18 protein-coding genes, 1 other RNA gene and 1 pseudogene are annotated in these 25,150 nt (G+C 48.3%); 10 read left to right on the forward strand and 10 right to left on the reverse strand.

Features of this window, described 5'->3' with window-relative positions; all coding sequences use genetic code 11:
* The first annotated feature begins 9 nt into the window (after positions 1 to 9).
* Complete coding sequence (gene ung / locus LZP69_RS09315) at positions 10 to 678, forward strand: uracil-DNA glycosylase (RefSeq protein WP_234200072.1); 669 nt, start codon at positions 10 to 12, stop codon at positions 676 to 678.
* 102 nt (positions 679 to 780) lie between these two features.
* On the opposite strand, the gene LZP69_RS09320 is transcribed toward ung, so the two are convergent.
* The 4 genes from LZP69_RS09320 to LZP69_RS09335 form a co-directional block, all read right to left on the reverse strand.
* Positions 781 to 1,188, reverse strand: coding sequence for a copper resistance protein NlpE (locus tag LZP69_RS09320; protein WP_234200074.1), 408 nt, complete (start codon positions 1,186 to 1,188; stop codon positions 781 to 783).
* A 118-nt stretch (positions 1,189 to 1,306) separates the two neighbouring features.
* Positions 1,307 to 1,957 (reverse strand): 5-formyltetrahydrofolate cyclo-ligase, encoded by a 651-nt coding sequence (locus tag LZP69_RS09325; RefSeq protein WP_234200075.1) that lies wholly within the window; start codon positions 1,955 to 1,957, stop codon positions 1,307 to 1,309.
* Positions 1,958 to 2,459: 502 nt separating this feature from the next.
* Positions 2,460 to 2,640, reverse strand: a non-coding RNA gene (gene ssrS / locus LZP69_RS09330) — 6S RNA.
* A gap of 95 nt (positions 2,641 to 2,735) precedes the next feature.
* Complete coding sequence (locus LZP69_RS09335) at positions 2,736 to 3,044, reverse strand: cell division protein ZapA (protein ID WP_234200076.1); 309 nt, start codon at positions 3,042 to 3,044, stop codon at positions 2,736 to 2,738.
* Between the two features lie 269 nt (positions 3,045 to 3,313).
* Here LZP69_RS09335 and LZP69_RS09340 point away from each other — a divergent pair, with 269 nt between their 5' ends.
* The 6 genes from LZP69_RS09340 (at position 3,314) to gcvP (ending at position 11,544) form a co-directional block, all read left to right on the forward strand.
* Positions 3,314 to 3,883 (forward strand): UPF0149 family protein, encoded by a 570-nt coding sequence (locus LZP69_RS09340; RefSeq protein ID WP_234200077.1) that lies wholly within the window; start codon positions 3,314 to 3,316, stop codon positions 3,881 to 3,883.
* A gap of 61 nt (positions 3,884 to 3,944) precedes the next feature.
* On the forward strand, positions 3,945 to 5,267 hold the full coding sequence (ubiH, locus tag LZP69_RS09345) for a 2-octaprenyl-6-methoxyphenyl hydroxylase (RefSeq protein WP_267962060.1): 1,323 nt from the start codon (positions 3,945 to 3,947) through the stop codon (positions 5,265 to 5,267).
* Positions 5,268 to 5,296: 29 nt separating this feature from the next.
* A complete protein-coding gene (locus tag LZP69_RS09350) occupies positions 5,297 to 6,505 on the forward strand; it encodes an FAD-dependent monooxygenase (protein ID WP_234200078.1) in 1,209 nt (402 codons plus the stop codon).
* Positions 6,506 to 6,983: 478 nt separating this feature from the next.
* The gene (gene gcvT, locus LZP69_RS09355) at positions 6,984 to 8,078 is read left to right on the forward strand and encodes a glycine cleavage system aminomethyltransferase GcvT (protein ID WP_234200079.1); all 1,095 of its coding nucleotides are present in this window, start codon (positions 6,984 to 6,986) and stop codon (positions 8,076 to 8,078) included.
* A gap of 64 nt (positions 8,079 to 8,142) precedes the next feature.
* Positions 8,143 to 8,532 (forward strand): glycine cleavage system protein GcvH, encoded by a 390-nt coding sequence (gene gcvH / locus LZP69_RS09360; protein ID WP_234200080.1) that lies wholly within the window; start codon positions 8,143 to 8,145, stop codon positions 8,530 to 8,532.
* 123 nt (positions 8,533 to 8,655) lie between these two features.
* A complete protein-coding gene (gene gcvP, locus LZP69_RS09365; RefSeq protein WP_234200081.1) occupies positions 8,656 to 11,544 on the forward strand; it encodes an aminomethyl-transferring glycine dehydrogenase in 2,889 nt (962 codons plus the stop codon).
* A gap of 364 nt (positions 11,545 to 11,908) precedes the next feature.
* On the opposite strand, the gene LZP69_RS09370 is transcribed toward gcvP, so the two are convergent.
* The 6 genes and pseudogenes from LZP69_RS09370 to LZP69_RS09395 all read right to left on the reverse strand — a co-directional run bounded on the left by LZP69_RS09370 (position 11,909) and on the right by LZP69_RS09395 (position 16,677).
* Positions 11,909 to 13,003 carry a Fic family protein gene (locus LZP69_RS09370; protein WP_234200083.1) on the reverse strand — a complete coding sequence of 365 codons (1,095 nt, stop codon included), beginning with the start codon at positions 13,001 to 13,003 and terminating at the stop codon, positions 11,909 to 11,911.
* Positions 13,004 to 13,209: 206 nt separating this feature from the next.
* Positions 13,210 to 13,311 (reverse strand): annotated as a pseudogene (locus tag LZP69_RS09375) (dCMP deaminase family protein); the annotation flags it as partial.
* 16 nt (positions 13,312 to 13,327) lie between these two features.
* Complete coding sequence (locus LZP69_RS09380; protein WP_234200085.1) at positions 13,328 to 14,425, reverse strand: Fic family protein; 1,098 nt, start codon at positions 14,423 to 14,425, stop codon at positions 13,328 to 13,330.
* Positions 14,426 to 14,631: 206 nt separating this feature from the next.
* Positions 14,632 to 15,066, reverse strand: a complete 435-nt coding sequence (locus tag LZP69_RS09385) for a dCMP deaminase family protein (RefSeq protein ID WP_234200087.1) — start codon at positions 15,064 to 15,066, stop codon at positions 14,632 to 14,634.
* Between the two features lie 170 nt (positions 15,067 to 15,236).
* Positions 15,237 to 15,818 carry a hypothetical protein gene (locus tag LZP69_RS09390; RefSeq protein WP_234200089.1) on the reverse strand — a complete coding sequence of 194 codons (582 nt, stop codon included), beginning with the start codon at positions 15,816 to 15,818 and terminating at the stop codon, positions 15,237 to 15,239.
* Between the two features lie 223 nt (positions 15,819 to 16,041).
* Positions 16,042 to 16,677 carry a MarC family protein gene (locus LZP69_RS09395; protein ID WP_234200091.1) on the reverse strand — a complete coding sequence of 212 codons (636 nt, stop codon included), beginning with the start codon at positions 16,675 to 16,677 and terminating at the stop codon, positions 16,042 to 16,044.
* 912 nt (positions 16,678 to 17,589) lie between these two features.
* Here LZP69_RS09395 and LZP69_RS09400 point away from each other — a divergent pair.
* From LZP69_RS09400 to LZP69_RS16680, 3 genes are all read left to right on the forward strand, one after another.
* Positions 17,590 to 18,903 carry a molybdopterin-dependent oxidoreductase gene (locus LZP69_RS09400; protein WP_234200092.1) on the forward strand — a complete coding sequence of 438 codons (1,314 nt, stop codon included), beginning with the start codon at positions 17,590 to 17,592 and terminating at the stop codon, positions 18,901 to 18,903.
* 5 nt (positions 18,904 to 18,908) lie between these two features.
* The gene (locus LZP69_RS09405) at positions 18,909 to 19,583 is read left to right on the forward strand and encodes a c-type cytochrome (RefSeq protein ID WP_234200094.1); all 675 of its coding nucleotides are present in this window, start codon (positions 18,909 to 18,911) and stop codon (positions 19,581 to 19,583) included.
* Positions 19,584 to 19,905: 322 nt separating this feature from the next.
* Entirely contained in the window at positions 19,906 to 24,951 is a 5,046-nt protein-coding gene (locus LZP69_RS16680; RefSeq protein WP_326490257.1) for a S8 family serine peptidase, read from the forward strand.
* The last annotated feature ends 199 nt before the right edge of the window (positions 24,952 to 25,150 follow it).

Here is a 25,150-nt window from a genome sequence, read left to right on the forward strand (position 1 = left end):
GGTAAGGGCATGAGTGAGATTGCAAGCTGGGATGAGTTTATTGCGCAGCAGGAAAAACAGGAATATTTTCAAAACTTACAAACCTTTGTTGAAAATGAGCGCGCCGCCGGTAAGGCCATCTATCCCGCCGCATCGGATGTGTTTACCGCCTTTAAGCTCACGCCGCTGGAAAAAGTGCGCGTGGTGCTGATTGGTCAGGACCCTTACCATGGCGAGGGGCAGGCCCACGGTCTGTGTTTTTCTGTGCAGCCGGGCATAAAACCCCCGCCATCCTTAGTTAATATCTACAAAGAGCTGGCGACCGACATTGCCGGATTTACTCCTCCCGAGCATGGCTATCTGGCAAAATGGGCCGAGCAGGGAGTCTTGATGCTCAATACCATTTTAACGGTCGAGCAGGGTAAGGCCCACTCCCATGCTAAGTCGGGCTGGGAAACCTTTACCGATAGGAGTTTAAGCCTGCTTAATCAGCAGCAAGAGCCTATCATCTTCGTGCTCTGGGGCGGCCATGCCATAAAGAAAGGCAAGCTAGTTACCGCACCTCAGCATCAGGAGATCACAGGACCCCATCCCTCGCCGCTCTCGGCTTATCGCGGTTTCTTTGGCTGCGGTCATTTCTCGAAAATCAATGCATTACTGCAACAACGGGGTGAAGCCATCATAGATTGGCAAGTGTAAGGCTGATTGATGATAATGATATCAGTCTGACAGAGTATCAGCCTGACACTCTTTTAGGCAGAGAGTCAGGCTGAGTCTTTAGGATTGACTTGGATAGATGATTTACTGCTGTTTGAGCAGTATGTATCTTACCGAGCGGGGGCCTGTGTATCTTTTGCCCTGTTCATCGAGAATAAACAGCTGATTCTCGCCGACCTGCAATTGAGTAGGCCACACCTTAGTATCGAGCTTTATCTGACTGCCGTTTTTCAGCCAGGTAAACTGTCCTGTGACCACTTCTGGTTTTCTGTCTATTCCTATGTGCTGCTGGGTAAAGCTGTAGCTATTGTCCTGCGCCAGTTCTAAGGTAACGGCGATAACATCACAGTTACTGCAGGGAAGTTTTCCCTGATAGATGCCGGGCCAGTCCAAGGCGTTTTGACTCGTGTCGCCTATGGGTTTATCTGTATTTGAGCAGGCGCCAACAGCCAGCAGGAGTAACAGGGTGCCCACTGATGTGAGAAGTTTCATGGCAGTACCTTTAAAGATGAAATGAAAGCCAGTTGCAAGCTTAGCACAGATAAATGAGCCCTTTGTACTGCTTGCAGTTAGCTATCTGTATATAAAGGCTATTTTATTTCACCCGATCCTAACTTAGTTTTTTACTGACTGGCTGATTGAGAGGACTAACGAGCTCAGAGGGGGTGATAATCATAGGCAGCGGCACATCCCAATATTCACTCTTTAATTGACTCACCTTCTGGCAGTCGTGAGCGTACCCTATGGGCAGAGGCTTACCCGATTGCTGCCAGTTGGCTAAGGTTCTGTCATAAAATCCGCCGCCCATGCCCATGCGCTGACCTGAGCTATCAAACGCCACTAGGGGAGTGATCACTAAGTCTAATTGATGGGGCAAGATCATCTGCTTGATATCCAGTTTTGGCTCTCTGATTTTTAATGAATTGGTCTGTAACTGCGTGTCCTCTTGATAGCGCAGAAAGATAAGATTGCCAGGGCTAAAAGGATGTAGCCTAGGTAGGTAGACCTCAATCTCTCGCTGCCACAGCGCCTCGATTAAGGGCTGGGTATCGAGCTCGCCATCATTGGTCAAATAGAGGGCGAGCCGCTTTACTTTTTGTCTGGAAATCAGTTCTAGGGCCCGCTGACAGGCGAGTTCGGCAAACTCCCTTTGTTCCCGCGCACTCAATTGCCTGCGCGCCTGACGTATCTGCTGGCGCAGCTGTTGGCGTTCGCTTTGAATTTGTTTGTGACGGGCAGAACTGTGGGCGGCTGAATTCATAGTTTTGGCGTTCATTTAGGCAGATAGGGGAATAAGTTCCTAGTCTAGCTTTAGCCAGGATTCAAATCTAGGGTGCGGGGAACGTGGGGCGAGGAATGGGAAACGAGGTTCGGGGAGCGAGGAACTAGCTTAGCGCTTACAGCTTAAGGCTTACAGCTTACAGCTTACTTTTAAAGATTGAGATGCTCCCCAAGGTGCCGTTTTCGGTGTAGCCCTTGAGCCCATAGATGTTTCGAGGCGGATATTTGTTCAGGTATATTGCTGTCGTAAAGCTGCAGTAAAAGTTGAGATGCTCCCCAAGGTGCCGTTTTCGGTGTAGCCCTTGAGCCCATAGATGTTTCGAGGCGGATATTTGTTCAGGGATATTGCTGTCGTAAAGCTGCAGTAAAAGTTGAGATGCTCCCCAAGGTGCGGTTTCGTTGAGGCCCTTGAACCCATAGATGTTTCGAGGCGGATATTTGTTCAGGTATATTGCTGTCGTAAAGCTGCAGTAAAAGTTGAGATGCTCCCCAAGGTGCCGTTTTCGGTGTAGCCCTTGAACCGTAGGTTCAAGGCGGGTAAATGATTAAATCCTAAGGCTTCTCGGTTCAAGCCGAGCTTGCGCAATGTCATTAAAACATTCACCCTGAGTTTGTAAATATCGGCACAGGGACATAACCGATCCACGCACACCACAGGGAGCAAAATTGTGCGGGTATCCGTTGATAGGGCTCGACGAATACCACATAAAATTCGTCAATTGAAGTGAAATCACCTCAATACTGACATAGAGCCTAGTTTAATCTTCTTTATCTACACGCTCAACCAGTGCGTTCTCTAAAGTCGACTGCAGTAGACCAATTCTTTCATCCATCTGCTTAATATAATCTTGATTTTTCAGCTGTTCTTCTAAAAGTTCATGGCTGATATTTAATGCGGCCATGATGGCAATCTCTTCCCGACTCAAGTTATTGGTACGGGCACGAAGTGTGCTCAGCTGTTTTTCCAGCTTCGCGGCTACATGACGCAGGGCATCTTCTTGACCTACCGGACAAGCGATAGAGTAGGTGCGGCCCAATAAGCTAATCTCTATAGCATGGCTACTCATTGCGATGTAGTTCCTTTTATCCTGTTATTGAGCGGACTATATCGGTCTGTATCTGAAAGTGCAATAAGACCCGCTCGCTAATAATACTTTGTTAGATTAAATGTTGTTTAGATAACCAATAATAGCGATTTTCTGCTGCATTCGGGGGAAAAATTGGCCGCTAATAATGACATTCATTTGTTATTCTTAGGGTTATAAGTATTTCATCTTGGTCGAATAGGCCAGTTCTGCTAGCATGTGCGCAGATAAAAGTAAGAGTGGAAACAGATATGGCAACGCCCCCTTCCTTAAGTATTGATAGTTTATTGGCTGAGCTTGCAGGAGCCGAAATTGCCCAGCATCCAGTTGAGGTTCACGGCTCTTTGGTGGGACTGATTTGTGGTGGTGTGGGTCGTGATAAAAGTCAGTGGTTTAAGGCCTTACTGGATCTGATTAACGATGGTCAACTGCCGCCGCCATCGCTGACGCAGCTGCTCGAAGAGTTATATCAGGATACCCTGGCTCGCATTACCGACGCCGATTTTGGTTTTACCCCTATGGCTCCCGAAGAGGAGGAACCCTTAAGTAGCCGGGTCGAGGCGCTGTCGCTGTGGGTACAAAGTTTCCTCACTGGCATTGCCATGGTGCAGCCCAAGCTAAATCGCGCTTCGAAAGATATCAAAGAGGTGATTAACGATCTGGCGGAGATCACTCAGGTCGAGTTCGATGTTGTCGACGATCCTGAGTCCGAGGCGGCCTATATCGAACTGCTGGAGTTTACCCGTATGTCGGCGCTGCTCTGTTATGCCGAGTTTGTGCGAGAGCCTGGGATCAAAGATCAGGACTCGACGTTGCACTAACTAATATTGACCAGCTATAGACCAGCCTCAGCAAAAGCCAATTACGCTTAAGGGACAGTGAATGACCCAACCGGATTCACCTCAAACCCAAAAGGATAAAGATCTTACCGATCTCGATGTTGCCGACCTCGATGTTGCCGACCTCGATGTTGCCGATCTCGATGTTGCAGACCTGAGTATTGCCGATGTCGATATCGCAATCGTCGGCGGTGCCATGACAGGGGCGACGCTGACCTTAGGTCTGCAGCAGTTATCTACTCAAAATCGCCCGTTAAAGGTCGCCCTTATCGAAGCGAGTCGACCAGATCAGCAGCCTGACTTACACCAAGGCTTCGATGCCCGCTCCATCGCCATCGCTCATGGTTCGATTTTTCAACTGACCCGCCTTGGGCTCTGGCCCAAACTGGCCCATCTGGGCACGCCCATTGAGAATATCCATGTGTCGGATCGCGGCCATTTCGGCATGACAACCCTCAATGCCGCCGACTTTCACCTGCCTTACTTGGGTCAGGTGGTCGAGCTGGAAAAGGTGGGGGCGGCGCTGTTTTCCCAGTTGGATAAGAGCGATGCCCAGCTATATTGTCCGGCCAAATTAGCCAGCATGCAGCCGGGTGTGGGCAACAACCTCCTGCAGCTCGACGATGGACGAAAGATCCGCGCCAAGCTGGTGGTCGCCGCCGATGGTCTTAACTCTGTGGTGCGCCGCGCCGTCAATCTTCCCCTTGAGCAAGTCGACTTTCAGCAGCGTGCGATAGTCGCCAATATCGCAACTGACAAGTCTCATCAAGCCTGGGCTTATGAGCGATTTACTCAGACAGGCCCTTTGGCCTTGCTGCCTATGGGCAAGCAGGATGGTCAGCACAGATTATCTTTGGTGTGGGCCGTATCCCCTGAGCAGGCCGAGCAACTGCTCGAGCTTCCCGAGTCCGAATTTTTACACAGCTTGCAGCAAGCCTTTGGCCACAGGGCCGGGCGCTTTATCGGCGTTGGGCAGCGCTACAGTTACCCGCTGATGCTCTCATACATGCCAAGGCCGATTTTTCAGCGCACCGTCTTTATCGGCAATGCGGCGCAGACCCTGCACCCTATAGCGGGTCAGGGTTTTAACCTGGGGCTTAGGGATCTGGTGGATCTTATCGAGGCGATAGATAATGCGCTGCAGAATGATGAGGATCTTGGCGGCGCCAAGCTGACCCATGCTTACCTTGCTAAGCGTCAGGCAGACAGAGAGTCGACCATCAATAATGTCGAGTGTCTGGTGCGCGGTTTTTCGAATCAACATTGGCCGCTGGTGGCGGGACGTAACTTAGGTTTGCGCCTGCTCTCCTGGTGTCCGCCATTAAAAACGCCCATTGCCCGTATCGCAATGGGGTGGAAAGGGTAAATTTTGCGTAAGCAAAAAGGATGAAATAGATGTTCAGCACGCAAACCTATGATGTCGCCATAGTGGGCGGCGGAATGGTCGGACTCGCAACCGCTATCGGACTGGCGATGGAAGATCTACGTGTGGTGGTTATCGATGCCGGTGAAACTCAAGCGGTTTGCGGCGAAGCCAGATTAAGGGTGAGTGCCCTCAATAAGGCGAGCCAGCGCTTGCTGACCCATCTGGGCGCCTGGGGCAATATCGATGAAATTCGCATAGGGCCTTATCAGAAGATGGCGGTGTGGAACAAAGATGGCCTGGGCAAAATCGAGTTCGATGCCAGTAGTATCAGCGAGCAGAGCCTGGGCAGCATCATAGAAAATGACAATATCAGCCATGCGCTTGCCTGCCGCGCGGCCGAGTGTGAAACCTTAACTCATCTGCAGAACCATAGACTGGCCAAGATTGCTTTTGGCGAGCGTGAAGCCTGGCTGACCTTAGATAATGGCGACAATCTGTCGGCGGCGCTGGTGATAGGCGCAGACGGTGCCAACTCCTGGGTGCGTGAGCAGTGCAAGATCCCGTTGACCTTCTGGGATTATGGCCATCACGCCATAGTGGCAAGCATAGAGACAGAATTGCCCCATAATGACACCGCCCGGCAGGTGTTTTTGCAATCCGGCCCGCTCGCCTTCTTGCCACTGTTTGAAGATAAGCTCTGCTCTATCGTCTGGTCACTGCCGCCTCAGCAGGCACAGCAGCTGCTTGCGAGTTCGCCTCAGGCATTTGAACGCGCCCTGACTGCGGCATTCGATGGCAAGCTGGGCATGTGTAAGCTGCGGGGCGAGCGGCAAAGCTTTCCCCTGCGAATGCGCTATGCCCGCCATTTTGCCCGCCACAGGTTAGTCCTGGCTGGCGATGCGGCGCACACCATACATCCGCTGGCGGGACAGGGGGTAAATCTCGGTTTTCTCGATGCGGCAGCGATCATCGAAACATTGACTGAGCTCAAAACAAAGGGCGCAGATTTAGGTGATTATGCGAATCTGCGAGCGCTTGAGCGCTGGCGTAAATCGGATGCCTTGGAGATGATCGCCGTCATGGAAGGCTTTAAGCGTTTCTTCAATGGCAGTAATCCGGTTAAAAAAGCCTTGGGGGATCTTGGGTTAAATCTGGTTGATAATTTTTCTCCTATGAAAACACTGTTTATGCAACAGGCGATGGGCAACAAGAAAGGGTTACCCAAACTCTGTTTATAACAGAAACTGAAAAGTTGAAATCTTTTATTTTTCCATTAAATACAAGTGTTTGACTTTACAGCTAGGGACGGGCTTATACCCCTGTGGAAACATAGCGGGCTTTTGCATTAAAAAAACTAATGCAAGGCTGTTCGGATTAGAAAATTCAAATGTATACAAAATTGTGACGCGAGGTATAATTTCGCCGCATTTTGATACCAGAGATCATGCTGAAACTCAGCATGTTTAGACTAAGACAGTCGCCGCACCGGTCGAGGTGATGCAGCCAGGATAACGTTTCCTAATGCAGATGAAGCCGATGCAAAATTCACGTTTGGCAACCATGTTGCCCAGGTTAATAAGCCTTGGAAAGGCTATTAAGCGACCTTACAGCTTGATAGTGGAAAGTGCCGTAACACCAAGTCAAGGTTGCGGTTTTCGAAAGCGATGTGATTGCCATTAAACAAGCCCTGCTAAAAGGGTGAAAAGAAGAGAGAATATGGCTAATAAAACTGTACTTTTTAACAAGCACTTGGAATCAAACGCCAAGATGGTCGACTTCCACGGTTGGGACATGCCGCTAAACTACGGCTCTCAAATCGAAGAACATCACGCCGTACGTCAAGACGCAGGTATGTTTGACGTCTCTCACATGACAGTGGTCGATGTAACTGGTGCCCAGGCTTGTGACTTCCTACGCAAATTATTGGCCAACGACGTTGCCAAACTGACTGTACCTGGCAAAGCGCTTTATGGCGGCATGCTTAACCATGAAGCTGGCGTGATTGACGACTTAATCACTTATTATCTCGAAGACACCCATTACCGTGTGGTGGTTAACTCGGCCACCCGCGAAAAAGACTTAGCCTGGATTGCCGAGCAAGTTAAAGGTTTTGATGTCACAGTAACCGAACGTCCAGAACTGGCGATGATCGCCGTTCAAGGCCCGAATGCCAAGGCGAAAGCCGCTGCGGTATTTAGCGCCGAGCAAAATGCCGCTGTCGAAGGCATGAAGCCTTTCTTTGGCGTGCAGTCAGGTTCTCTGTTTATTGCCACCACAGGCTATACCGGCGAAGCGGGTTACGAAATTATCGTACCGGAAGCCGAAGCCGAAGCCCTGTGGCAAGCCCTGCTCGATAACGGCGTTAAGCCATGTGGCTTAGGTGCCCGCGACACCCTGCGTTTAGAAGCTGGCATGAACCTCTATGGTCTGGATATGGACGAAAGCATTAATCCGCTGGCGGCCAATATGGGCTGGACCATCGCCTGGGAACCACAAGACCGTGACTTTATCGGTCGTGAAGCATTAACTGCGATTAAAGCCGCTGGCGCCGAGAAGCTGGTGGGCTTAGTGATGGAAGAGAAAGGCGTGTTACGTCATGGTATGGCGGTCTTCTTTACCGATGCCGATGGTGTTGAGCAGCAAGGCACTATTACCAGTGGCACATTCTCGCCAACCTTAGGCTATTCTATTGCAATGGCACGCGTGCCAAATTCTGTTGCCGATATCGTAGAAGTCGAGATGCGTAAGAAGCGTGTCCCTGTTAAAGTGATCGCGCCTAGCTTTGTACGCAATGGTAAACAGGCTTTCTAACGATTTGAGTAACCCTAAGTTAACTAGTCAAAATTAAGTATTACGGGATTAAGGAACAAAAATAATGAGCAATATTCCAGCTGAACTTAAGTATGCATCTTCTCATGAGTGGGTTCGTAAAGAGTCTGACGGTTCATACACTGTTGGTATCAGTGAGCACGCCCAAGAGCTGTTAGGTGACATGGTGTTTGTTGAGTTACCAGAAGTGGGTGACACAGTGAGCGCCGGTGATGACTGCGCCGTTGCTGAATCAGTAAAAGCAGCCTCTGACATCTACGCACCACTTTCAGGTGAAGTGATTGCCGTTAACGAATCATTAGAAGATTCACCAGAGCTAGTAAACAGCGATGCATACGGCGATGGCTGGTTCTTCCGTATTATGCCATCTGACGAATCAGAAATTGGCAGCCTGCTTGATGCCGATGGCTATCAAGCCGTTATCGACGAAGAATAAGCGTCGAGATAAACAAAGCCCCGTGCCAATCAGACATGGGGCTTTGTTGTTATAGCCCTATAATATTAAAACAAAAACTGGTGCCCTATTAGGGAGCACTGGCAAATATGGAAGTAGGTTATCATGACCAAAGAAACTCTCACTCAGTTAGAGCAGCACGACCTCTTTATCCGTCGCCATGTAGGCCCGGACAGCGCAGAGCAGCAAGAAATGCTGAACTTCGTTGGTGCCGAATCCTTAGAAGATTTGACACAACAGATCGTTCCTGAGTCGATTCGTTTAGGCCGCGACTTAGCAGTAAGCCCTGCGTGTGGTGAAGCCGAAGGTATCGCCGCGCTTCGCTCAATTGCAGACAAAAACAAGGTATTCAAAAGCTATATCGGTATGGGTTACCACGGCACCTTAGTGCCGAGTGTTATCCAGCGTAATGTGTTTGAAAATCCGGGTTGGTACACGGCTTATACTCCATATCAGCCAGAGATCGCTCAGGGGCGCCTCGAAGCTATCTTAAACTTCCAGCAAGTCTCTATGGACTTAACGGGTCTGGATCTCGCTTCGGCATCACTACTCGATGAAGCCACAGCTGCCGCCGAAGCTATGGCGCTGGCTAAGCGTGTATCAAAAGCCAAGAAAGCCAACATCTTCTTTATCGCCGACGACGTACTGCCGCAGACTATCGACGTGGTGCAAACCCGCGCCGAGTGTTTCGGTTTTGAAATCGTGGTTGGCCCAGCAATTGAGGCCGTTAACTACGAGCTGTTCGGTGCCATGTTCCAATACGGTAACCGTCACGGCGAAATCAGCGACTACACTGAGCTGTTTGCCGCGCTCAAAGAGAAGAAAGCGGTTGTGACCGTGGCGGCCGATATCATGTCGCTGGTGCTGCTTAAGTCGCCAGGCGCTATGGGCGCCGATGTGGTCTTTGGTAGCGCCCAGCGCTTTGGTGTGCCAATGGGCTTTGGTGGTCCGCACGCCGCGTTTTTCGTGTCACGTGACGAGCACAAGCGTTCTCTGCCAGGCCGTATTATCGGTGTATCACAAGATACTCGCGGTAACCGCGCACTGCGTATGGCGATGCAGACTCGTGAGCAGCATATCCGCCGTGAGAAAGCCAACTCTAACATCTGTACCGCTCAGGTACTGCTGGCGAACATGGCCTCTTTCTACGCCGTCTTCCACGGCCCACAAGGTCTGAAAACGATCGCATCACGCATTCACCGTCTGGCCGATATTCTGGCAACAGGTCTGAAGGCCAAAGGCGTTGAGCTGGTGAATAATACCTGGTTCGATACCCTGTCATTTAAAGTGGCCGACAAAGATGCGGTTATCGCTCGCGCACTGGCCAATGAGCTTAACCTGCGTATCGATAACGACGGTATCTTAGGTGTTAGCATCTCTGAGCCAACCACACGTAATGATATCGCTCAGCTGTTCGATGTGATCTTAGGTGAAGGCCATGGTCTGGACGTTGCGGCAATCGACGCCGACATCCTGGCAAATGGCAGCGCCTCGATTCCAGCAGAATTAGAGCGCAGCGATGCCATCCTGACGCACCCCACTTTCAATCGCTACCAGAGCGAAACTGAAATGATGCGTTATATCAAGCGTCTGGAAAACAAAGATTTAGCACTGAACCACTCAATGATTTCTTTAGGTTCATGCACCATGAAGCTGAACGCGGCAACAGAGATGATGCCTGTCAGCTGGCCAGAATTTGGCAACATGCACCCATTCTGCCCACAGGATCAGGCACAAGGTTATGCCGAGCTGGTCGAGCAGTTAACAAACTGGTTAGTGGACATCACAGGTTATGATGCCGTTTGTATGCAGCCTAACTCAGGTGCCCAGGGTGAATACGCTGGTCTGCTGGCGATCAAGAAATACCATGAGTCACGCGGCGAAGGCCACAGAAACATCTGTTTGATCCCTCAGTCTGCTCACGGTACTAACCCAGCTTCTGCACAGCTTGCTGGCATGAAAGTCGTAGTAACCGCTTGTGATAAAGCCGGTAACGTCGACATGGAAGACCTAAAAGCCAAGGCTGCCGAAGTGGCCGAGAACCTTTCTTGCATCATGATCACTTACCCATCGACTCACGGTGTGTATGAAGAGACAGTTCGCGAAATTTGCGATGTGATCCATCAGCATGGTGGTCAGGTGTACCTTGACGGCGCCAACATGAACGCTCAGGTAGGTCTGACTGCACCAGGCTTTATCGGTGCTGACGTGTCTCACCTTAACCTGCACAAAACCTTCGCTATTCCACACGGTGGCGGTGGTCCAGGTATGGGCCCAATCGGTGTGAAAGCGCACCTCGCGCCATTTATGCCGGGTCACGCCGTAGTGAAACATGGTCTTGAGTCAGACAACAATGGTGCCGTATCGGCTGCGCCTTATGGCAGCGCCAGCATACTGCCTATTACTTGGATGTACATCAAGCTGCTTGGCTACCAGGGTCTGCGTATTTCAACCCAAACGGCGCTGCTGAACGCTAACTACATGATGAAGAAGCTGTCGGCCCATTACCCAGTGCTGTACACCGGCCGTAATGACCGTGTGGCGCACGAGTGTATTATCGACCTGCGTCCGCTGAAAGAAGCCTCAGGCGTCACTGAGATGGATATCGCTAAGCGACTGAACGACTACGGTTTCCATGCGCCGACCATGAGCTTCCCAGTTGCGGGCACCTTGATGATTGAGCCAACGGAATCTGAGTCTAAGTTCGAGCTTGACCGTTTTATCGATGCAATGATCTCCATTCGTGGCGAAATCGCTCGCGTCGAAGCAGGCGAGTGGCCAGCGGACAACAACCCGCTACACAACGCGCCGCACACTATGGCAGACATCATGGATCCCGAGTTCGACTCACGCCCGTACAGCCGCGAATTAGCGGTATTCCCGAGCGCAGCCGTGAAAGCCAACAAGTTCTGGCCAACGGTGAACCGTATCGATGATGTGTATGGGGACAGGAATTTGATGTGTTCTTGTGCACCGATTGATGATTACAAATAATTGCTGCTTAGTGTCGAGCTCGAATAAAGAATGCAACTACCGGAATAAAGTTTGCAACTCAAATAAAGTTTGCAACCGATAGTTGGATTTTGAGGTCAGTAAAATAAAAAGCGAACCAGAGATGGTTCGCTTTTTTTAACTGTTTGGAGCTTACGAGCCCAACGTTCAACTGTACTAGCTCAGACCTGATCTGACAGTTACCCAGTTTTCTGGTGTCTTCGGCAGATTAGATCTGAGCTAAATTCTTTTCCCATCAGTTAATGCTTCCATTGGCGTCCTGCCTAGGCAAACATATCCTCACTGACCTTAATCTTGTCGCCCCAGCGGGAGAGGAAGTCGTCGCTGGGCAATAAACCGAATATTTTTACTTCAGTAACAAATATCGCGTGCTGCGGCCTGCACCGGATTTAACTAAGCAGCGCTTTTCTACTAAGGCGGCCAAATGACGCGTTGCTGTCGGTTTACTGACCTGGGCGGCTTTGTGATATTGGGAGGTATTTATGCCATCGGCAAAATCGCCATCAAGCATTCGATTGAGCACTTTTACTTGTTCTTTCGCTAATTGGGTGTTATCTACTCTGCGCCAAAAATGGGTTTTAAATACAGTCCGTTCAATCTCTTGCAGCACGCCATCAAAGGTTTCATTCAAGGTATTAAAAAACCAGCTTAACCAAGGTGTGATATCAAGATCGCCTTTTTGAGTTTGCTCAAGGATTTCATAATAGCTTTTTCGGTTTGCCATTATGCCTACAGACATAGCATAGAAGCGTACCGATTGTTGCTCAGCCTGTGCCAGAGCTAAATCCGTGAGTAAACGAGTGATACGGCCATTACCATCGTCCAGAGGGTGCAAGGTTACAAACCATAAGTGAGTGATTGCCGCTCGTAGTAATGGATCGAGTGAGCTGTCCTCTTTAGTGCTGTTGAACCAATCGATAAATTGCGCAAGTTCGTTATCGAGTATATTGCGTCCTGGAGCCTCAAAGTGAACGACAGGCTTATCGATTCGACCAGAAACAACCTGCATAGGTGTATCGCCCCGTAACCTACCACCAACTGGATTAAATAGGGTATAACCGGCTGGAAATAAGCGGTCGTGCCAGTGCAGGATTCTTTCAAGGGTTAACGGCACATCAAGGTTATTAACCGCATCAAGCATGATCTCTGCGAGGCCATCGGTTTGTTCTGTTGTGGGGAAAGGCTGCTTTTCTGTCAATCCCAGCTTGGTTGCCAAAGAGGAGCGCACTGAGAAAGCATTCAGCTTTTCGCCTTCAATGGCACTCGAATGGACTATGTTTGCTAATAAGGTATCGAGCGTAGTCTCTTTTTGATCCTGAGCCTGACTGGTCATCTTACCAAGCAAAACGCCCTGATTGAGACGGGTCTTTCTTATCAGGGGTTCGATGACGTTTTTGTCCCACTGAAATGTCGGCCAATCAGTATGTTGCCAGATCCACATGAAACTCCCCAGATTTGAAATAGTCCATATTCAAATCATATTATGAGTTGAATATGGTTTTTAATCAAATCAAAATATGATTAGATTGCCGTTGCTATTCCAATCATCTCATCGAGAGTGGGATTGATGGTATTCAAAGTCGAAGGCTTTATGGCGTGTCTATCCACCCAATGAGTGGAAATGCCTAAATTTAGTAGAGATACTTGCTACTCCACCTGCATCCAATCGACTCTCACGCCAGCCTGGGCAAACATATCCTCACTGACCTTAATCTTGTCGCCCCAGCGGGAGAGGAAGTCGTCGCTAGGCAATAAACCGAATATTTTACTTCAGTAACAAATATCGCGTGCTGCGGCCTGCACCGGATTTAACTAAGCAGCGCTTTTCTACTAAGGCGGCCAAATGACGCGTTGCTGTCGGCTTACTGACCTTAGCGGCTTTGTGATATTGGGAGGTATTTATGCCATCGGCAAAATCACCATCAAGCATTTGATTGAGCACTTTTACCTGTTCTTTCGCTAATTGGGTGTTATCTACTGTGCGCCAAAAATGGGTCTTAAATACAGTACGTTCAATCTCTTGCAGCACGCCATCAAAGGTTTCATTCAAGGTATTAAAAAACCAGCTTAACCAAGGCGTGATATCAAGATCGCCTTTTTGAGTTTGCTCAAGGATTTCATAATAGCTTTTTCGGTTTGCCATTATGCCTACAGACATAGCATAGAAGCGTACCGATTGTTGCTCAGCCTGTGCCAGAGCTAAATCCGTGAGTAAACGAGTGATACGGCCATTACCATCGTCCAGAGGGTGCAAGGTTACAAACCATAAGTGAGTGATTGCCGCTCGTAGTAATGGATCGAGTGAGCTGTCCTCTTTAGTGCTGTTGAACCAATCGATAAATTGCGCAAGTTCGTTATCGAGTATATTGCGTCCTGGAGCCTCAAAGTGAACGACAGGCTTATCGATTCGACCAGAAACAACCTGCATTGGTGTATCGCCCCGTAACCTACCACCAACGACTGGATTAAATAGGGTATAATCGGCTGGAAATAATCGGTCGTGCCAGTGCAGGATTCTTTCAAGGGTTAACGGCACATCAAGGTTATTAACCGCATCAAGCATTATTTCCGCGAGGCCATCGGTTTGCACTGTTGTGGGGAAAGGCTGCTTTTCTGTCAATCCCAGCTTGGTTGCCAAAGAGGAGCGCACTGAGAAAGCATTCAGCTTTTCGCCTTCAATGGCACTCGAATGGATTATGTTTGCTAATAAGGTATCGAGCGTAGTTTCTTTTTGCTCCTGAGCCTGACTGGTCATCTTACCAAGCAAAACGCCCTGATTGAGACGCGTCTTTCTTATCAAGGGGTCGATGACGTTTTTGTCCCACTGAAATGTCGGCCAATCAGTATGTTGCCAGATCCACATGAAACTCCCCAGATTTGAAATAGTCCATATTCAAATCATATTATGAGTTGAATATGGTTTTTAATCAAATCAAAATATGATTAGATTGCCGTTGCTATTCCAATCATCTCATCGAGAGTGGGATTGATGGTATTCAAAGTCGAAGGCTTTATGGCGTGTCTATCCACCCAATGAGTGGAAATGCCTAAATTTAGTAGAGATACTTGCTACTCCACCTGCATCCAATCGACTCTCACGCCAGCCTGGGCAAACATATCCTCACTGACCTTAATCTTGTCGCCCCAGCGGGAGAGGAAGTCGTCGCTGGGTTGTGGGCTGTGTACGGCGCGCAGTCCGGTTTGGATGATTTTCGCGGCGCAGTTAGGGCAGGGGAAGTGGGTGACCCAGATCTCGCAGCTGCTGAGATCGCGCTTGGCATGGAGAATGGCGTTCTCTTCGGCGTGCAGGGTTTTAAGCAGTTTCATCTCGCGATCATCGGTTTCGGCACTGTCTGAAATGCCGTGAGGGTAACCGTTAAACCCTAAAGAAACGATGCGATTATTCTCGGTGATCACCGCGCCAACCTGGGTGGAGGGATCTTTACTCCAAGAGGCGACGAGTTCTGCCATCTGTAAAAAACGTACTGCCCATTTGCTCATCATCTCTGTGACGTTCCTTCTTTGCTATGACTAAAAGTATCAGATGCTATTTTCTGTTGAGAGCAATAATAAATCAAAGCTTTTGTGGTGAAAGATAATCAACTTATACCTGGCTTCCACCAAACTGGTGATCCAAGCACATCAGCGGTTTGTCTCTTGTCTGTATTGCCTGTTTAGATCGCATTAACAGCCCACCTGCGTTTAGGGCTTATGATATTGACTGTGCTTAATGGAGTGTCCTTATCGACCTGGGTGTAACAGATATTGGCAGGAGAATGTGAAAAAAACGCCTCTACATCCGATTCAAGCTGAATAAAACCAAGAATAATTGGGTTGGGTATATTGAGTTTCTGCAACTTTTCCAGATCCCGTAAACATGAATCTAATCTGAAGATATCACCTATCTTTCTAAATTTTATCTCTATACCTGCATAAACCGGGATATCATATAGATGCATGTCAAATCCTTTATGATTCCGCATTTCGTGATAGGCGGCTTTATCAATATCTAAGCATGCTATATCAATTCTATTTAAGTATTCACTGTTTACTATTGAGATATTATATTCTTGAAGTGGTTTGCCAAGTCCAGGTATTTTTAGTGTGCCGGGTATTGCTTGTCGTAATCGTGATAAGAGTTCGCATTGCACATCAGACTCGAATAAATAGCGAAATGAGTTATCTTGAAATAGGGATATAAACTTTAACAATTCTAGATTTACTGAATTTAGTATTTTGTCATTAGAAATGCTCATCAGAATTCCTTTGTATTTGTTTGTATAAAATCACTAGAGCTAAGAATTTTAATCTACTCTACGCCCGTCTAAATCATTTTCAACATTTATGAGTCGGTAGACTTTTATTAGTGCAGTGGTCAATTAAAATTGAAAGTAAGCAGCAGAGGCTCAGTCATCTAGCCAAGGGCGCTTTGGCAATGGGCGTTTTGGCAAGGTGCGGCTCTAAAACCTATGGATTAGATTACCCGGCAGTGATCATCAACATTTTTTGTACGTAAGGGGTGACACCGGTAAAGAAAAACTCGACGCCTATCAGCATGACCACCAGTCCCATTAAGCGCATCATCACTTTCGCGCCACTGTCACCCAAAAAGTTAAGAATTTTCTTGCCTGCCAGCAGCATGAAGCCGGTCAATATCGACACCAGTGCGATACTGCCAATAAGAATCGATTGGGACTGTAAATCGGTCGCTTGCTCCATAAAAAGTATCGCCATAGTGATAGCACCAGGCCCGCAAATCATGGGAATAGCCAAGGGCGTAATGGCAATTTCATTGGCGAAGGATGTATCACTCTCATTTTCGATGCGTTTAGTCACAGAGCGACCGCTGAGCATCTCATAACCCATCCGGAAAAAGATAAAGCCACCGACAATTTTAAGGCCGTCGATTGAAATATTAAAAAAGGCAAAAACCCATTGTCCGGCAAATGCGAGCAGGGTCAGCAAGATAAAGGCTGTGACAGTGGCTTTTATCACCACCTTGCGACATTGAATCGAACTAAATCCCTGAGTGAGGGCGATGTACAAAGGAATGCACCCCAAAGGGTTGATCATGGTGAAAAATGAGGTGATATAAAGTAGTGCGATTTCTTGCATGATGCCTCAAAAAAATTATTGCCGGTTAATGGACAAGCCCTAAAAAAGGTTCAACAAGCTCTCAGACAAGCCTTAAGCAAACTAGGCTGAAACAATTTCGGCCTAAATCAAGTTAGACCTTATCAAACTCAGTCTTAATCAAGCTCGAAACCTAGCTTAAATAAACTGTCCACTTTCTGTTTTATCTGTTGCAGGTGAGTATCTTATGTCGCCTGAGCTATGCTTGGCGTAGCAGACTATAGCAATAGTCATAAGGTGTCTAGGAGAGGGAGAAAGACTCATTCTCTCTGTTTTGGCAGCTGATTAGTCAATAAAAATTTACAGCTGGAGTGGCTGAGTCAAGTTGAGTAAATAACTGATATTAAGTGATATTACCTGATGTCGTTTTTACAGATGTTTATCAGGCTAGCTAGCGCTGCGGAAGATCAGAGGTTTTCTTACACTCTTTTTCGCTAATAGAGTGAGTCTTGTTTGCTGCAAGCTAATAAAAAGTGAAGTGAAATCTAGGATTTTCAGTGGTGCTAGGCTCAAACTTTCGTTTACTTGAAAATAATCTAATATATAAGGGCTGTATGTGAATTGGATTCGTCTAATCTCACTCGAATCAAGGGGATGAGGCTGAAAATAGGTCTGTTATTTTCTGATCCATTCCCGCTTGTATAAGCCTGTATCGCTTGTATAAAGACCCGTATAAAGAGTAGGGCAGAGCGATTAGCTTGCTGTGGCTCACCTGTAATATACAAGTCTTGAGTTGTTTTGTTTTTCATGGTGCCGAGTGTTCAGACGATCAATTGTCTAGGGTTAGTCAGCAATCAGCTGGCTGATGTTTATTTGGGAACTAATTGGTTTTACGAACAGTTGAACCAGGAGTGAAGTAGCGGTTCTTGGGCGTTGGCCAAAAAGGAACGCAACATGAAAAAGCTCGACAAAAACCAGACTCAAGGCATCTATAAGTACTACGAAAATAATCCCGAATCGGCCGATGAAAAGATCTTCGGCCGAGTCAGTTACCCCGACCGCCGAGGCTTTTTAAAAGGGGCGGGTCTAGCGACCATGGCCGCTGTGCTGGGGGGCGCCATTCCGTTTCATCGCAATATGCCGGCGGGCATCATTCCTGCCGCGTTCGCCGAAGGCCTGGATAATGTGGTTATCGAGGGCAAAGATGGTCTGACGGTACTCAACGACAGGCCAATGAATGCCGAAACCCCACCGCATCTGCTAGATGATGATGTGACGCCCACCAAGCATCATTTCATTCGCAATAACGGTATTCCGCCTATGCAGGCCGATCCCGCCAGTTGGAAGCTCACTATAGATGGTTTAGTGGATAAGCCTCTGACACTGTCTATCGCAGATTTGAAGAAGAACTTTGAGGTGGTTGAGCAGCAATTAGTGGTGGAGTGTGGCGGCAATGGCCGCGCGTTTTTCGATCCTAAAGCCAGTGGTAACCAGTGGACCTATGGCGCGGTTGCTTGCTCAAACTGGACTGGGGTGCGTCTGGCGGATGTGCTTAAAGCTGCGGGTGTGAAGAAAGACGCTGTCTATACCGCCCATTATGGCGCCGATACTCATCTGTCGGGAGATGCAAGTAAATTGCCTATTTCCCGTGGGGTACCAATGGTCAAGGCCATGGGCAAAGAGAACCTTATCGCCTTTGCGCAAAACGGTGAGGCTCTGCATCCTATGAATGGGGCGCCGCTGCGTTTGGTGATCCCAGGCTGGCCAGGTTCCTGCTCACAAAAATGGCTCAAACGTATTCAAATTCGCGATCAGATCCACGACGGCCCTAAGATGATGGGCACAGCATATCGCGTACCTAATCGCCCCATCGCCCCGGGTGAAGAGGTGGCGAAAGAGGATTTTGAGATCATCGAGCGTATGCCGGTGAAATCCCTGATCACCTCGCCTCAGACGAATTCCCAAGTGAATGGCAGCGAAGCCATGATACGGGGTCATGCCTGGTCTGGCGATCGCATGGTCAAAAAGGTGCAGGTCTCAATCGATTTCGGTGCCACCTGGATGGATGCGGATCTTGCTAAGCCCAATAATACAGGGGCATGGCAGACCTTTAAGGCCAAGGTGAAGTTTCCCCAGGCGGGTTATTACGAGGTCTGGGCCAAGGCGACTGATGATAAGGGAATTAGTCAGCCATTTGCCATCGCCTGGAACCCTAAAGGCTATCTTAACAATACCTTTCATCGCATTGCCTTGATTGTAAAAGGATAAAGTGGATGAAGAGACACAGGACAAGCTGGTTATCTCTGCTCAGTCTGCCGTTTATCTTAATAGGTTCTGTGACGGCCGATGATAACTTGATTCAGGCAGGGGAGCAGCAGGCTAGGGTGTGTATGGCCTGTCATCAGTTTGAGCCAGGCGGTGTTACGTTAGTCGGCCCTCCTTTGTGGGGGCTGGCAGAGCGTGATATCGCCAGCGTAGAGGGTTTTAGTTACAGTGACGGACTCAAGCAGCATCTGGGACGCTGGACTGGCGACAAACTGGATGGTTTTTTGGCATCGCCCAGCGAGTTTGCTCCCGGTACTAAGATGGTCTATCTCGGGGTGAAGGATGCTGGCGCCCGAGCGGCCATTATCGCCTGGCTGGCAACTAAGAATCCTTCGCCGCCAAACTGGCAAACTGATGTTGCAGACGTGGCTGCAGACAAGGCTGAGAGTACGTCGATCAAATCCCCAGGCGATGGCATTTTAGCGCCAGGGGAGAACATGGCGTTGGTCGCGTCCGTTTGCTCTGCTTGCCACTCGCTATATCTGGTCACACAGCAAGGCTTGAGTCGACAAAGGTGGGAGCATACGCTCGAGTGGATGGTAGAAGAGCAGGGCATGACTGAACTAACCCCTGAGGAGCATGAGGCGGTGCTCACTTACCTTGCGACCAACTATGGCCCTTGAACAGAGGCCTCGCTAGTTCCAACCAAAAAGGCTGGTCTGTTATGGACTGGCCTTTTGTTTTTTTGGTGAATATCACAGTATCAAGCCATGCCTTAATTTATTAACATCTCTCCCTGTTAATACTGTTCCTCAAGATGTAACTCTGTGAGTTTTATAGTGATTTATCTTGCTTGGATTTAATGTAACCCTTTGTTTGTGTGTAGCATTTTGTAGCAAATGCGGCCGGTGAATTGACGCTGTTGCCTTGTGAGGTGATTATTTGCGACGTTTCAAAATTGTTACCAAAAGGTAACGATTTCGCAAAGATCACTAAGGACAGAAAATGCTTAAACTCAATAGAGTCGCAACTATGGTTGCCGCTGCCTTATATGTAGGCGGCTCGATGGCTGCGGCAGATGCGATAAATGCGGGAGTCGACAGTTCACAATGGACGACGGCGCCAGCAGACTATGCTCCACAACCGATTCAACCCGAGCAATATACTTGGGAGAATCAGGTCAATAAGACCATTAGAAAACAGCGCTCAGTGTTTACGCCTGAAGATGATGTCACTGGCGTTAACAAGTACATCATTCAGTTAAGCGATGCGCCTGTCTCTACCTATAGCGGTGGCGTTAGCGGTTTAGCGTCGACTCAGCAAACGGTGTCTAAGGCGCGTATCTCTAAGGCGCCATTAAATCTGAACCAGCCGCAAATTCAGGCCTATAGCAGCTACCTTGCACAAAAACGTGCCAACGTGGTTTCTCAAGCGCAAGCACTGCAAGGTTTAGATGTTCAGGTGGGCCGTGAGTTCTCGGTCGCTCTGAACGGTTTTGTGACTGAGCTGACCCAAGAGCAAGCTGCCAAGCTTGCCAAGGTTCCTGGTGTTAAGCGTATTACCCGTGAAAAAATTTACGAGCTAAAAACCTTCAGCACGCCAGAGCAAACCGGTGCCACCAGTGTTTGGACTGGTAGCGCGTTAAATAGCTCAAACAAGGGTGAAGGTATGGTTGTCGGTATTATCGATACCGGTATCAACACAGACCATCCTTCATTTGCTGCCGTAGGTGGTGATGGCTATCAACACACTAATCCATTAGGAACTGGCTACTTAGGTGACTGCGCCGATTCGCCTGAATATTGTAACGATAAGCTGATCGGGGTTTATTCGTACCCTGAAATCACTCAGGCTTATAGTGATCCAGTATTTAGCGAAAGTCGTCCAGCCATAGGTGAAGACTATAACAATCACGGCTCTCACGTCGCGGGAACCGTTGCGGGTAACGTATTGACGGACGTCGCTCACGTTATTTCTGAAAACACCCCAGATGGTAAAGGGATTGAAACCGGTTTGGTATTGCCACAGGTTTCAGGTATGGCACCGCACGCTAACATCATCGCGTATCAGGTATGTTGGCCTGGTGGATCGGGCGATCCATACGCAGGTTGTCCGACTTCTGCGATCCTTGCCGCGGTTGAGCAATCGGCTATCGATAATGTGGATGTGATCAACGCATCTCTAGGTGGACTTGAAGAAGATCCTTGGCTGGAGCCAATCGAGCAGGCCTTCTATAACGCAGCCGCTTCAGGCGTATTCGTCGCGGTAGCAGCAGGTAACTCAGGTCCTTACCTACAATCGGCGGATCACTCATCGCCTTGGGTAACCACAGTGGCAGCACATACTGCCGATCAGATTGTGACGTTTGCCGACAATGGTGTTGAGCAGATGTCAGGTGGTGACACTGAGGTACCAGCGGACATCATAGGCGCGAGTAAGTCGTTTAAGTCTGCCTCTGGCATGATTGTCGATGCGACTAATTTTGCTAACCCGAATGAGAGTTACGCACCAAACATTAAGAACTGTGATAATCCATTCCCAGCGGGCACGTTTGATTTAGCTGATGATCCAGCCACCGTTGATATCGACGAGAGTCAGCAGGATGTGATCGTTATCTGTAACCGCAGTTCAAGACCGCTACTTTTTAAGGCGGATAACGTTAAGGCGGGTGGCGCAGAAGGCGTGATCATCACTAACCAGTATTCATTCCAAGATACTAATATCCCAGGTATTCCTTATTCAATTCCTGGCACCTTAATAGGTTTCGATGATGGTAAAGCGTTACGTACTTGGGTGAACTCAGGTACAGGTCACATGGGGACTCTGACGGCGAGCGCTGGTGAAATCACCGATGTAGATAAAGAGCGCGTTGCCAATTTCTCTGGCCGTGGTCCATCTTATTTTGGTATCGATACTCTGTTCGTTGATATTGCAGCACCTGGCGTGGATATCTTCGCGGCGGCATCTGACGATCAACCTTTCACCAGCAACCCTTATTCTGGTGAGTGGGCGACGCTGTCTGGTACTTCGATGGCAAGTCCTCATGTTGCAGGGGCTGCGGCATTGCTGCGTCAATCTCATCCATATTGGACGCCAATGGAAGTTCAGTCGGCGTTGATGATGACGGCTTCAAAAACCTTAACTAACGCAGGATTCCTGGATAACTACAGCGATTATGATGAGATCACCGGTTTACATGATGCGGGTGCGGGTCGTATGCATGTTGAGTTGGCAGATAAAGTCGGTCTAGTGCTTGATGAGTCTATCGAAAACATGGGTGCCGCTAACCCGAGTTTGGGTGGTCATCCGAAGAATCTGAACACCGCTTACATGGTCGATAACGACTGTCCACATGAGTGTTCATTTGTTCGTACCTTTAAGGCGACGGAAGATGCCAGCTGGACTATTGATACCGAAACCATGATTGGTAACTTCGATATTTCAGTGCAACCAACAAGCTTTAGCTTGAAGAAAGGTGAAACTCAATCGTTAGTGATCACCGCTAAGGCAGCACAAAATGTCTCGGCTACTATCTATCAAGATTTAATTGGTAACCAAGGTCTAATCAGACTGGTTTCGGATATCCCGAGCTCACCTGTACTTGAACTACCAGTTTGGACTTATAACGGTGATTCGGGTCTACCAGAGTACCTGAAGATCAATGCTCACCGCACCTCATCGACCTTGAACGTTGGACCGTTCAATACGGCTGAGATCACTGATTTTACGGCACGTAGCTACGGTATGGTGAAAGGTACCGATGAAACGGTTCATCTGTATACCGATGTGACAGGTAGCGATCCGTTCGATCTACTCGATGGTGAAGAGGGTGAGGGCCAATATAACCCTAACCATGTTCAGTGGACCGAGGTTCCTGAAGGTACTAAGTTACTAGCTGGAAGTGTCGTTGGTGATGAGTTTGAGCGTGTGCTGGTATTCATGGGGCAAGACAGTGATGGTGATGGTTTGCCGTCAATGGATGAAACCCTATGTATGTCTACCACTTACAGCATTGCTAACTTCTGTACTATTACCGATCCGCAAGCTGGTCGTTACTTCACCGTCTATATGAACCTGGCCACCATCTCTTATGGTGAAGAGGATATGGGCCGTGATATCACTATCTCAACCGCTTTGGTGACCGAAGATAACGCGAACTTAACTGTGAGCGCACCTTCACAAATCCCAGGTTACTCAGAGTACCAGCTAGAGATGGCTTATAACCTACCTGAGATGCAAGTAGGCGATACTTACTTCGGTGGTTTCGATATCGGTTCTAACGCCAATGATGCAGGTAACTTAGGTTTTGTCCCTGTGATCATCAATCAGATCGATCAGGATGTTAACTTCAGTGTTAATAAGCAAAATGCTAAGCCTGGTGATGTTCTTGAATTCGAAATCAGCGTCATTGCTAACAACGAAGACAGTGCTCGTGACTTTGCGTTAAATGCTAATTTCCCTGAAGGTATTCAGATCATTCCTGACAGTGTTATGGCATCTCATGCAACGCCTGGTGTGCCGGTATTAGAAGCTAACAGCCTGTCTCTGGAAGGGGTTCAGCAAACCACTAAAGATGTGGTGCGCAACTATACGATCACCAATAACCAAAATGATCCTATGTGTTCATTGACGGCGGCTAATTCTCCTTCTCCTGGTTATCTTGAACTCAAAGAAGGCCTAGGTTGGAGAACCTTAGAAGGCGTCGAAGGTGATTACCTTAATTACTTCGAATATAAGCTAAGCGATCTGATGAATACCTCTGCGGACATTAGCTTCCCGTTCTTCAACAAATACCATGTTGATACAGTGAGATTGAGTCCAGCGGGTCTTATCAGCTTTAACTCGGCGCGTCGTATTCCTTCGTTCCATGTTGAGTTCCCACGAGCGCATAACATGGTACCTGAGTACGTGATCGCACCATATTGGGTGGGTGATAACACTATTCCTGAACGCTTTGATGGCGGATATGGTCAATATCATCTTAATGCGGGTATTACCCCAACTTATACTCAGTCACGTGAGTGGTTAGTGCTTGAGTGGGATAACGTTGAGCGTACCAGTACTCCTGGTCAACTGGTGGACTTTGAGATGTTCTTGCGTATGAACATCAACTATGAGCCAGGTAAGTACGAGATGCTGTTTGCCTACGACAACCTACAGATGGTTGACTCTCAAGGTACGATAGGCTTTAAGGCTGCCGATGGCCGTATCATTGTCGATGGTGATATGCCTATCGATCTGAACTTAGGTGATTCTGTTGCTTACGATAACCTTGGTGATGTGCTAAGCGATAAGTATGTGGTTTGTATGGACTACACCGGTCCTGAGCAGTCACAGTTCAACGTTAAGTTTAACGCGTATGTTTCTGAAAAGGCTGCTGGCACCACGCAAACACTTGTGGTTGAAAACCACCTAGTGGGTTCAGATGTAGAGCAGCTTGAACTGCAAGTGGAAGTGACTGGTAACATTGTTATCGCTGAAATTGGCAATATCTTTACCGAAGAGAACGAAGAAGTGAGCTTTGAAGTTTACTACTCTGATGAAAATCAGGTGAGTAACATCATCGAAGTGACCGGTGACAACTTCTCTGCTGAAATTGACGGTAATACTTCAGGTAGCAAAGTTACTCTGACACCGAAGAAACACTTTAACGGTGAAACTGAGGTGACTGTGACTGTACGTGATTCGGTAAATTCTGGTGATGCGACTTCAACCAGCTTCAAGCTGATCGTCGGTTCTGATGGTATCGAACTGGGTTGTATCGATGCCGATGCCACTAACTTCGACCCATTTGCCAATACGGACGATGGTAGCTGTGAGTTTGTTACCGAGACCGAAGAAGAGGCTGAGGTAGAAGAGGGCGAAGTCGAAGAGCAGATTGAAGTTGAAGAAGAGACTGAAACCGAAACTGAAACTGAAGTTGGCACTGGCTCAGAAACTGAAGTTGAAGCCGAGGCTGAGGAAGAAGAGAGCAACTCAGGTGGTGCATTGGGTTGGTTGCTACTGACTCTGGTGCCATTGGCAATCAGACGTAAACGTAATATCCACTAAGTAAAGGTGTCGCTTAACTCGCCTAGGTCGCCGTCATTTCGACCTTAGGCTGAGATTAAGTTCACGCTCAGATAAAAGTCCCAGTGAAATATCACTGGGATTTTTTTATGTCACTCTTTTATTTCACTCGAAAATGACCCGACACAGAGCGGCTTTTGGGCAGTCAAAAGCAGGAGGCGAAACTGGCACTGAGTCGGCC

This window comes from Shewanella sp. AS1 (genome assembly GCF_021412565.1).
Lineage (GTDB): Bacteria > Pseudomonadota > Gammaproteobacteria > Enterobacterales > Shewanellaceae > Shewanella.